The sequence below is a fragment of the Yinghuangia sp. YIM S10712 genome, from assembly GCF_051388935.1.
GTDB lineage: Bacteria > Actinomycetota > Actinomycetes > Streptomycetales > Streptomycetaceae > Yinghuangia.
Map to the genome: position 1 here is coordinate 39,322 of NZ_JBPKBI010000011.1, position 9,645 is coordinate 48,966.

At 72.3% G+C, this 9,645-nt stretch carries 6 protein-coding genes; 3 read left to right on the forward strand and 3 right to left on the reverse strand.

What is annotated here, in order from left to right; translation table 11 throughout:
* Window positions 1–57: 57 nt before the first annotated feature.
* Window positions 58–1,203 (reverse strand): acyl-CoA dehydrogenase family protein, encoded by a 1,146-nt coding sequence (locus ACRX5W_RS21555; protein ID WP_436789873.1) that lies wholly within the window; start codon window positions 1,201–1,203, stop codon window positions 58–60.
* Window positions 1,200–2,408 (reverse strand): acyl-CoA dehydrogenase family protein, encoded by a 1,209-nt coding sequence (locus ACRX5W_RS21560; protein ID WP_436789874.1) that lies wholly within the window; start codon window positions 2,406–2,408, stop codon window positions 1,200–1,202. Before ACRX5W_RS21560 ends, ACRX5W_RS21555 begins: the two co-directional genes overlap by 4 nt.
* A gap of 471 nt (window positions 2,409–2,879) precedes the next feature.
* Between ACRX5W_RS21560 and ACRX5W_RS21565 the strand changes: the two genes are divergently transcribed.
* Entirely contained in the window at window positions 2,880–4,727 is a 1,848-nt protein-coding gene (locus tag ACRX5W_RS21565) for an AMP-binding protein (RefSeq protein WP_436789875.1), read from the forward strand.
* Window positions 4,728–4,952: 225 nt separating this feature from the next.
* Window positions 4,953–5,777: an HdeD family acid-resistance protein gene (locus tag ACRX5W_RS21570; protein ID WP_436789876.1), complete on the forward strand. Its 825-nt coding sequence runs from the start codon at window positions 4,953–4,955 to the stop codon at window positions 5,775–5,777.
* A 54-nt stretch (window positions 5,778–5,831) separates the two neighbouring features.
* On the opposite strand, the gene ACRX5W_RS21575 is transcribed toward ACRX5W_RS21570, so the two are convergent.
* The gene (locus tag ACRX5W_RS21575) at window positions 5,832–6,842 is read right to left on the reverse strand and encodes a hypothetical protein (RefSeq protein WP_436789877.1); all 1,011 of its coding nucleotides are present in this window, start codon (window positions 6,840–6,842) and stop codon (window positions 5,832–5,834) included.
* A gap of 336 nt (window positions 6,843–7,178) precedes the next feature.
* Here ACRX5W_RS21575 and lon point away from each other — a divergent pair, with 336 nt between their 5' ends.
* Complete coding sequence (gene lon, locus ACRX5W_RS21580; RefSeq protein ID WP_436789878.1) at window positions 7,179–9,581, forward strand: endopeptidase La; 2,403 nt, start codon at window positions 7,179–7,181, stop codon at window positions 9,579–9,581.
* Window positions 9,582–9,645: the final 64 nt, after the last annotated feature.

Here is a 9,645-nt window from a genome sequence, read left to right on the forward strand (position 1 = left end):
ATCCGCCGCGCGCCCGCCCTGCTCCTTCTCGCGTCGCGGGCGCGCGGGGGCTGTCGGTCAGAGGGCTGCCGGGGGGAGCCCCACCAGGGTGGCCAAATGTGTGCGATGACGGTCGGGGGTGCCGAGCAGGAGGTTCGCGCTCATCGCGCGCTTGAGGTACAGGTGCGCGGGGTGTTCCCAGGTGAAGCCGATACCGCCGTGCATCTGTACGCAGTCCTCGGCCGCGCGTACCGCGACGTCCCCGCAGAAGGCCTGGGCCAGCGACGCGGCGACCGCCGCGTCCGGGGAGCCCTCCGCCACGGCCGAGGCCGCGTAGCGGGCCGCGGCGCGTGCGGCGGCGATGTCGGCCCACAGGTCCGCCGCGCGGTGCCGCAGCGCCTGGTACGACCCGATCGGGCGGCCGAACTGGTGACGCACCTTCAGGTAGCCGACCGTCTCCTCCAACGCCCTTTCCGCGACCGCAAGTTGCTCGGACGCGAGCAGCGCGGCGCCGACGGTGAGCGCGTGTTGCAGCGCCGTCTCGGCCGCGCCCGGAGCGGCGGCGGGTGACGCGGGCACGCCGTCGAGTACGAGCGTCCCGACCGGACGCGTCGCGTCCAGCGTGGTCGTGCGCGACCGGGAGACGCCCGGCACCGCGGCGTCGGCCACCGCGAGGTGCGGCGCGCCGTCGACCACGACGGGGAGCACGAGCAGTTCGGCCCGGTCGACCGCCAGGACACTGGTCACCGTTCCGGTGACCCGAACACGCCCATCTCCGTCGGGGGTTCCCGTCAGCGCACCCGGAAATTCCTTGCCCGGCCAGGAGGTTGCCGACACCGCGAGTGTCGCCGCCCGGGCGCCGGGCGCGAGCGAGCGGAGCGCGTCGTCGCGTACCGCACCGGCAGGGGCCGCGAGCAGCGCGGCAGTTGCCAGCACCGCGCTGGCCAAAAACGGCAACGGCGCGACCGCACGGCCGAGTTCCTCGACCGCGACACCCATCTCCCGTGCGGTCGCGCCCGCGCCGCCGAGTTCGTCGGGCACCAGCAGCCCCGCAAGGCCGAGTTCGCCCGCGACGGCCTTCCACAGCGCGTCGTCGTACGGCTCGTCTGTGTCGATCCGCGCCAGCACGTCGGGCCACGCGCACCGGTCCGCGAGCAGGCCCCGCAGGGTGGCGCGCAGGTCTTCCTCGATGTCCGAGTACAGCAGGGACGGGATCTCGGTCACCGGGGGATCTCCTTCCACGGGAGCTTGGTGTCGTTGCGCGGTTCCCGGGGGAGTTCGAGCACGCGGTCGGCGATCACGCCGCGCAGGATCTCGGTCGTACCGCCCTCGATCGAGTTGCCCTTGGCACGCAGGTAGTAGTAGCCCGCCGCGCGCTCCTCGTCCACGCCGCTCAGCTCGACGCGCCGCATCGTCCAGTCGTCGTACGCCAGGCCCTCCTCACCGGACAGTTCCAGCCACAACCGCGTGGTGTCCTGGTTGATCCGGGCGTACGCCATCTTCGCGGCCGACCCCTCCGGCCCCGGCTTCCCGGCCGCGAGCTGCTGCCGGATGCGCTCGTTGGCCAGGCGCGCGACCTCCGCCTCGACCCACGCGCGCAGCACCCGGTCGTGCAGCCCGGATGTGCGCAGCTCCGGCCGCTCGCGCCACAGCGCCGCGACCGCCCCGATCGCGCCGCCCTCGCGCGGGGCCGGTCCGCCGCCGATCGCGACGCGTTCGTTCATCAGCGTCGTGTTCGAGACCGCCCAGCCCTTGCCGACCGCGTCGACGCGCATCGTGTCGGGCACCCGCACGTCGGTCAGGAACACCTCGTTGAACTCGGCCTGCCCGGTGGCCTGCCGCAGCGGACGCACCTCGACGCCCGGCAGCGTCATGTCGAGGAAGAAGTACGTCAGGCCCTGGTGCTTGGGCAGATCCGGGTCGGTCCGGGCGATGAGCATCGCCCAGCGGGCCTTGTGCGCGAACGACGTCCACACCTTCTGCCCGTTGACGATCCAGGAGTCGCCGTCCCGCACCGCGCGCGTGGCCAGCCCGGCGAGGTCCGACCCGGCCCCCGGCTCGCTGAAGAGCTGGCACCAGATCTCCTCGCCGGTCCACAGCGGGCGCAGCAGCCGCGAGCGCTGCTCGTCCGTCCCGTGCACGGCGATCGTCGGCGCGGCCATGCCCAGGCCGAGCGGGTTGCGGTAACTGTGCGCCGGCCGGGCCCCCGCGGCGGCCAACTCCTGCTCCACGACGTGCTGGAGCGCCCGCGGCGCGTCGAGGCCGCCGCAGCCGACCGGGAAGTGCACCCACGCGAGCCCGGCGTCGAAGCGGTGGCCGAGGAACTCGACCGGATCGGTCGTGGCCGGATCATGTGCGGCCACCAGGTCGCCGACGCGGGTGCGGATCGCCTCCGCGGTGACGCCGGTGGCCCCAGAGGTGTCGGGCAAGGTGTCGCGCCTCCTTCGTCCGAATTACGCGGTGCTCCAGTTGCGGAAGTGCCGAGTGCCGAGTGCCGGTGCCCCGTGCGGCTGCCCGGTGCTGCGGGCCGAGTCGCCGATGCCGTACGCCCCGGCACGCCCGGCGACCGCCGGCCTACTGACCCCGCGTCAACAGCGGCACGCAGCGCCGATGCTAGGTACACGCACCCGCAAGCGGAAGGCCGAAGAGCGATCGCCCGAAGATGTTGTGGAGCGCCACCGCGAAACCACGGCCCATCGTCGGCACCGCCCGGCCCGCCGTCACGCTCCGTCCCCCGCATGTCCGGAACCGGCAGCTCCCCACCCGTCGTGCCCCCGCACGCGCGCATGACGCGCTACGCTCCCTGACCACTGCGCATGGCAGCGGCACGTCGATCCATCGATGCACATCGAACCGCGCGGCTCCGCCCCTCAACCGGGCCGCGCGCCGTGAGGACAAAAGTGACGACTCCCAGCACGGGCGCCAACGGTGGAGCCGCCCACCTTGAGACGCTGGCCGCAGAGCTCGCCGCCGACGGTGAGCCGGTGACCCAAGCGCTCGATGCGTGGTCGGTACGCACCCCTTTGCGGGTTTTCATCCACTACGGCGAGCACGGTCTCGACCTCAGCTACGCCGAAGCCCGGCGCGCCACGGACACCATCGCCGGCAACCTCGACGCGATCGGCGTCCGGCACGGCGACCGCGTGGCCGTGCACTGCCGCAGCCCCTACGCCGCGGCCCTGTGGATGTTCGGCATCTGGAAGGCCGGCGCGGTCTTCTGCCCGATCGACCCCGACCTCGCCGGCGAAGCCCTCTACGACCAACTCGTCACCGCCAACCCCTCGCTCGTCGTCACCGAGCGCATGGGGCTGGGCGCCCTCGAACTCGTCCGCCCCCACCTCCCCTACGCGCCGCGCATCACCGTCCACGACTCGGTGGGCGTACCGCCGCCGCACGGCTTCCCGGAAATCCCGTACGCCCGCTTCCTCGCCCGCGCCCTGCCGCCCCAGTCGGGCGCCGGCCCCGACGACGTCGCCGCGATCCTGCACACCCCCGGCAACACCGGGCGCCCCAAGGCCGCCGTGCTCTGCCACCGCTGGGTCGCGCAGTACAGCTTCCTGCTGCGCCGCCTGACCACGCCCGACGACGTGGTCTACAACGACCTGCCCCTGCACACCCCCATGGGCGCCTTCGCAGGCGTCGCGCGCGCGGCATGGACGGGCTCGACCGTCACCTTGTGGGACCGCTTCCACCCCGGCGAGTTCTGGCGCCGCGTCACGGCGACCGGCGCGAGCACCGCGGTCCTGACCGACGTGGCGGTGCCGTGGCTGATGAGCACCCCCGAGCGGCCCGAGGACGCCGACAACCCGCTCGCGAAGGTGTGGCTTCACCCGCTGCCGCCCATCCACGCCGACTTCGCGCGGCGGTTCGGCATCGACTTCGTGGTCGCCGCGTACGCCCAGATCGAATCGGGCGTGCCCGTCGCCGCAGTCGTCGACGAACTCCCCGACGGCACCGGCACACCGCCCGCCCTCCGGCGCGGGCTGAACCGGGAGCAGGTCACCCGCGTCTGCTCGCACTACCGCGTCCCCGTCGTGCGAGGTGACGCGGTCCCGCGCAAAGGCATCCTCGGCGCGCCCCTGCCCTTCCTCGACGTCGCGGTCCTCGACGAACACGACCGCCGCGTCCCCGACGGCACCGTCGGCCAACTCGCGGTCCGCCCGCACCTTCCGGGACTTGTCGTCCAGGAGTACCTGGGCGACCCGATCAGCACGGCCGAGTCGACGCGCAATCTGTGGCTGCACACCGGCGACGCGGTCGTACGCGACGCCGAGGACGGCCTGCTCCGCTTCGTCGACCGCGTCCAGGACCGCATCCGCATGCGGGGCGAGAACATCTCCGCGTACCACATCGAAGACCTCGTCAACCAGCACCCGGACATCGCCGTCTGCGCGGTCTTCGGCGTCCCCGCCCCCGGCCGCCCGGACGACGAGGTGGTCCTTTACGTCGAATCGGACCACGGCCGCCTGCTCGACCCCGCCGCCCTGCACGGGTGGTGCGCGCAATCCCTGCCGCCCTACATGCGCCCCGCCCACATACGGGTCGTCGTCCACATGCCCCGCACGCCCAACCAGCGTGTCGAAAAGCACCGGCTGCGCCGCCACTTCCTCGGCCTGCCGGATCCGGCAGGCCCCATCATCGAGCAGCACCGCATCCCCACGCCCATCCCGCGCGCCGCGCTCCCGTCCGCGTCCTCGGCCCGCCCGGGCCCCGGCCCCGCGGCACTCCCGCCGGGACCCGCACGCTGACGGCACACGCCGTCCCGAGACATCGCCGAAGCCGGGGAGCGCACATGAGGCCGGAAGCCCGGAATACCGAGACTCCTTGAGGGGCAAAGCAGCGGTATCCATGCGTCTGACCGGGTAAGCGCAGACCGCACGGACCCGGCAACCGGCGGCTCGGCGGCCCTGCCGTCCCACCTTGGCCGCCCACGCGCGTACCGGGCCGCGAACCGACCTCAAGGAGCGACGGCCATGGGCAGGAAAAGCGGCGCCGGACCACGGCACGCCGGAGCGGCGGGGCCCGAGGCGACCCAGGGCAAAGGCGGCTTCGGTTTCGGGTTCCTCGTCTTCCTCGGGATCATCCTGATCATCGGCGGAATCGTCGGGCTCGTGTACGTCGGCCTCGCGACGATCACCACGATGGTGTTGTTCGCCTGGCTGCTCCTCGTCGGCGGAATCGTCGGCCTCTTCCAGGCGATCCAGTCACGCAAGGAGGCGGGTGCCTTCTGGCTGACCGTCGCCGTCGCCGCGCTGAACATCGCCGCCGGTGTCGTGCTGCTGCGCCGCCCCGAGGTGGCCGCCGCCGCACTGACCCTCTTCGTCGCGCTCCTGCTGCTGACCGCCGGCCTGTTCCGTGTCGTGGGCGGCATCGCGAGCATGTCCGCGCGCATGACGTGGACGATCGTCGTCGGCGTGGTCGACATCGGCCTGGGCTGCCTGGTTCTCGCGGAATGGCCCAGCAGCAGCCGCTACGTCATCGGCACCTTCATCTCGCTGGCCCTGCTGTTCGACGGCCTCAGCATGCTGAGCCTCGGAATCACCGGCCGCCGGATCGTCGGCATGGTCCGCTCCGCCGACGCCGCAACCGCCGACCCGGCCGCCGCACCCGTGCGGACCGACCGCGACGTGGAGGCAGAATCCGAAGAGCTCGCCGGCGGCGCGGCCTGGCGCAACGGCCCAGGCGAAGCCGACCAGCGCCGCGACCCGTCGACGGCCGAGTGGATCGCGGACAAGAACGCGACGGCGCCGCGCAAGTTGTTCGGGCGCGGCGGCGGGAAGAGGGGCGACAGGGGCTGATCGCGTACGTTCGCCCGTGCGCACCGGCCCGCCCCGTGGCGGTGCCGGAGGCGGTCAGGGGGCGAGCCGGCGCCGGGCGGCGGCGCGTACGGCTTCGTCCTCGATCGGGTCGTCGGCGAGCACCGCCAGGCGTTCCCGGGTGTCCGGGGCGTGGAAGTCGGCGTGGCGGACGCCGAGAAGGCGTACCTCGTCTTCGCTGTCCCACAGCGCCTCGTGTACGAACTCGGCCAGCCAGCCGGGTTGTTCCGCCGCGTGCCGGGCCAGCAGCGCGCGGAGCACCCCGGCGCGGGCGGGGGAGTGGGGGAGGGTGAGCCACAGGTCGCGCAGCCGGGCGGTGTACGCGGATTCCGGCTCCTCGGCCTCGCGGGCCACCGAGGACAGCGGAGTGCGGGGAGAAACCGGCGTGACAGGTGAGCCGGAAGGGCCTTCGAGTGTGCCGTCCGCGGGGCCGGCGGCGAATTCCTCGTCGTCGTGCGGATCCAGTTTTTCCAGCAGTTCGGCCACCCACGGGTGTTCCGAACGCCATTCACGCCACGGCGACATGGTCGCGAAGACGGCCCCGGGGGCGATCTCGCCGGCGCGGGCGCGGGCGACGTCGGCGAGGTCGTCCCACAGGTCGCGCGGCCAGTCGGCGGCGATGTCCTCAAGCGCCTCGATCCAGCGCTCGCCGCTGTGCACGAAATCGCGCAACACCCTCACGGCTTCCGCCGATCCGCTGGACCCGAGTGCGCTCAGGATGTCCAGGGCCAGGCAGAAGACCGCGAAGTCGTCGTTCTCGTAAGGGTCCCCCGCGGCCCTGGTGCCGTCGTCCGGTACGTCGGCGGCGTCGTGGGCGTGCAGGATGTCCGCCAGCGGCCGTACGGGAAGGCCGAGATCGCGGATCAACCGGGCGAAGTAGACGGCCCGTTGCTCGACCTGCCAGTCGACGCGCCGGTCGTGTGCCACGCAGTCGAAGACCAGGCCGGCATCCTCGGCCGTGGCACGCAACGCCCCGCGACCGTGGCCGCGTTGGAGTAATTCGTGCAGGGTCGGGCTGACGGGGTCCGGATGCTGATGGCTCGTCATGAGTTCTGACGTTATACCGACAAGGGTGTGCGCGGTCCACACGTTAACCGGCATCCGGGACCCCGGCGGGTGCGTTCTCGGGGGTTCCCCGTCGTCCGGGTGGCGGACGGTAGAGGAACCCGTCCGCGGCGGTTCGATGGATCTCGGGTCGGGTGTGGGGGCGGGAGTGCTCATGGCCTGACGTGACCGGGTGTCGGTGGCTGCACCGGTGACTCGTTGCGAGGCCTTTGTTCGCTCTGAGCGATCACAACTTGCCCTGGGAATGTTCCGGGGCTCTCCTTTCTTGAGTGTGGTCAGCGCAACGTACGGAACAGAACCGACTCCGAGGGAGCCACCATGAGCGACACGACCTCCGGCATCCTGACTCTTCCGGTCCTGCCCCTCGACGACATCGTGGTGCTGCCGGGGATGGCGGTGCCGCTGGAGCTGGATGACGCGGAGACGCGCGCCGCGGTGGATGCCGCGCGGGCGCTGCCGGGGATCCGGGCGGGGAAGGGCAAGGCCCGCGTGCTGTTGGTGCCGCGGGACGAAGGGCACTATCCGGCGATCGGCACGCTCGGCGTCGTCGAGCAGATCGGGCGGTTGCCGAGCGGTGAGTCCGCGGTTGTCGTGCGCGGCACCGCCCGTGTGCGGATCGGCACCGGGACGACCGGCCCCGGCGCGGCCCTGTGGGTCGAGGCGACACTGGTCGAGGAGGGCAAGCCGGACGAGCGGGCCGAGGAACTGGCACGCGAGTACCGCGCCCTGGTGACGACGATCCTGGGCAAGCGCGGCGCGTGGCAGGTGGTCGACTTCGTCCAGCAGATCGAGGACCCGTCCGAGCTGTCGGACAACGCAGGGTACGCGCCGTACCTGTCGCAGTCCCAGAAGATCGAGCTGTTGCAGACGACCGACCTGACCGAGCGTCTGGAGAAGGTCGTCGGCTGGACGCGCGACCACCTCGCCGAGCTGGACGTCGCGGAGACGATCCGCAAGGACGTCCAGGAAGGCATGGAGAAGACGCAGCGCGAGTTCCTGCTCAAGCAGCAGCTCGCCGCGATCCGCAAGGAGCTGGGCGAGCTCAACGGCACGCCCGGAAGCGAGGAGGAAGACTACCGGGCGCGCGTCGAGGCGGCGGACCTGCCGGAGAAGGTGCTCCAGGCGGCCTTGAAGGAGGTCGACAAGCTGGAGCATGCCTCGGAGGCGTCCCCGGAGAGCGGCTGGATCCGCACCTGGCTCGACACGGTCCTGGAAATGCCGTGGAACGAGCGCACCGAGGACGCGTACGACATCGCCGGTGCGCGGGCGGTCCTCGACGCGGACCACGCGGGTCTCGACGACGTCAAGGAGCGCATCGTCGAATACCTCGCGGTCCGCAAGCGCCGCGAGGAGCGCGGCCTCGGGGTCGTCGGCGGTCGTCGCAGCGGCGCGGTGCTGGCCCTCGTCGGTCCGCCCGGCGTCGGCAAGACGTCGCTGGGCGAGTCCGTCGCGCGGGCCATGGGCCGCAGCTTCGTGCGTGTCGCCCTCGGTGGTGTGCGCGACGAGGCGGAGATCCGAGGGCACCGGCGGACGTACGTCGGCGCGCTGCCGGGCCGGGTCGTGCGGGCGATCAAGGAGGCGGGGACCATGAACCCCGTGGTCCTGCTCGACGAGATCGACAAGGTGGGCTCCGACTACCGCGGCGACCCGACGGCGGCGCTGCTGGAGGTGCTGGACCCGGCGCAGAACCACACGTTCCGCGACCACTACCTGGAAGTCGAACTCGACCTGTCGGACGTGGTGTTCCTCGCGACGGCCAACGTCCTGGAGGCCATCCCCGAGCCGCTGCTCGACCGGATGGAGCTGGTCCGCCTCGACGGCTACACCGAGGACGAGAAGGTCACGATCGCGCGCGACCACCTGCTGCCGCGTCAGCTCGACAAGGCAGGGTTGGACGGCAGCGAGGTGTCGTTCACCGAAGACGCGCTGCGGCTGCTGGCCGGCGAGTACACGCGCGAGGCGGGCGTCCGGACGCTGGAACGGTCCATCGCGCGCGTGTTGCGCAAGATCGCGGCCAAGCAGGCGCTGGAGGACATCGCGTTCCCGATCGAGGTGCGCGCGGCCGACCTGGTCGACTACCTCGGGCGGCCCCGGCACACGCCGGAGGCGTCGTTGGCGAAGGAGGAGCAGCGTACGGCGGTTCCGGGCGTCGCCACGGGGCTCGCGGTCACCGGTGCGGGCGGTGACGTGCTCTACATCGAGGCGTCGCTCGCGGACCCGGAGACGGGTGCGTCCGGGGTCACGCTGACCGGGCAACTGGGCGACGTGATGAAGGAGTCCGCGCAGATCGCGCTGTCGTATCTGCGGGCGCGCGGTGCCGAGCTCGAACTGCCGGTCGGCGACCTGAAGGACCGCGGCGTGCACATCCACGTCCCGGCGGGCGCGGTGCCGAAGGACGGGCCGAGCGCGGGCGTCACGATGACGACGGCCCTGGTGTCGCTGCTGACCGGGCGGCCGGTGCGGTCGGATGTCGCGATGACCGGTGAAGTGTCGCTGACCGGACGGGTGCTGCCCATCGGCGGGGTCAAGCAGAAGGCGCTCGCGGCGCACCGGGCCGGGATCACCACGATCCTGGTGCCGAAGCGCAACGAGCCCGACCTGGACGACATCCCGGAGGCGGTCCGCGAGCAACTGACCATCCACGCGGTGTCGGACGTGCGGGAGGTGCTGGCACTGGCGTTGGAGCCGGCCGAGACCCGCGAGCACGTCGCCGCGGCCTGACCTCCCGTCAGGTTCCGGCTCGGGTCGAGCAACACAGCCCCGGGGGGGGGGGGGGGGGGGGGGG

What these genes read in the sequence shown, in the direction of transcription:
- lon (WP_436789878.1), top strand. Translation starts at nt 7,179, where the DNA reads ATGAGCGACACGACCTCCGGCATCCTGACTCTTCCGGTCCTGCCCCTC.
- ACRX5W_RS21575 (WP_436789877.1), bottom strand. Translation starts at nt 6,842, where the DNA reads ATGACGAGCCATCAGCATCCGGACCCCGTCAGCCCGACCCTGCACGAA.
- ACRX5W_RS21570 (WP_436789876.1), top strand. Translation starts at nt 4,953, where the DNA reads ATGGGCAGGAAAAGCGGCGCCGGACCACGGCACGCCGGAGCGGCGGGG.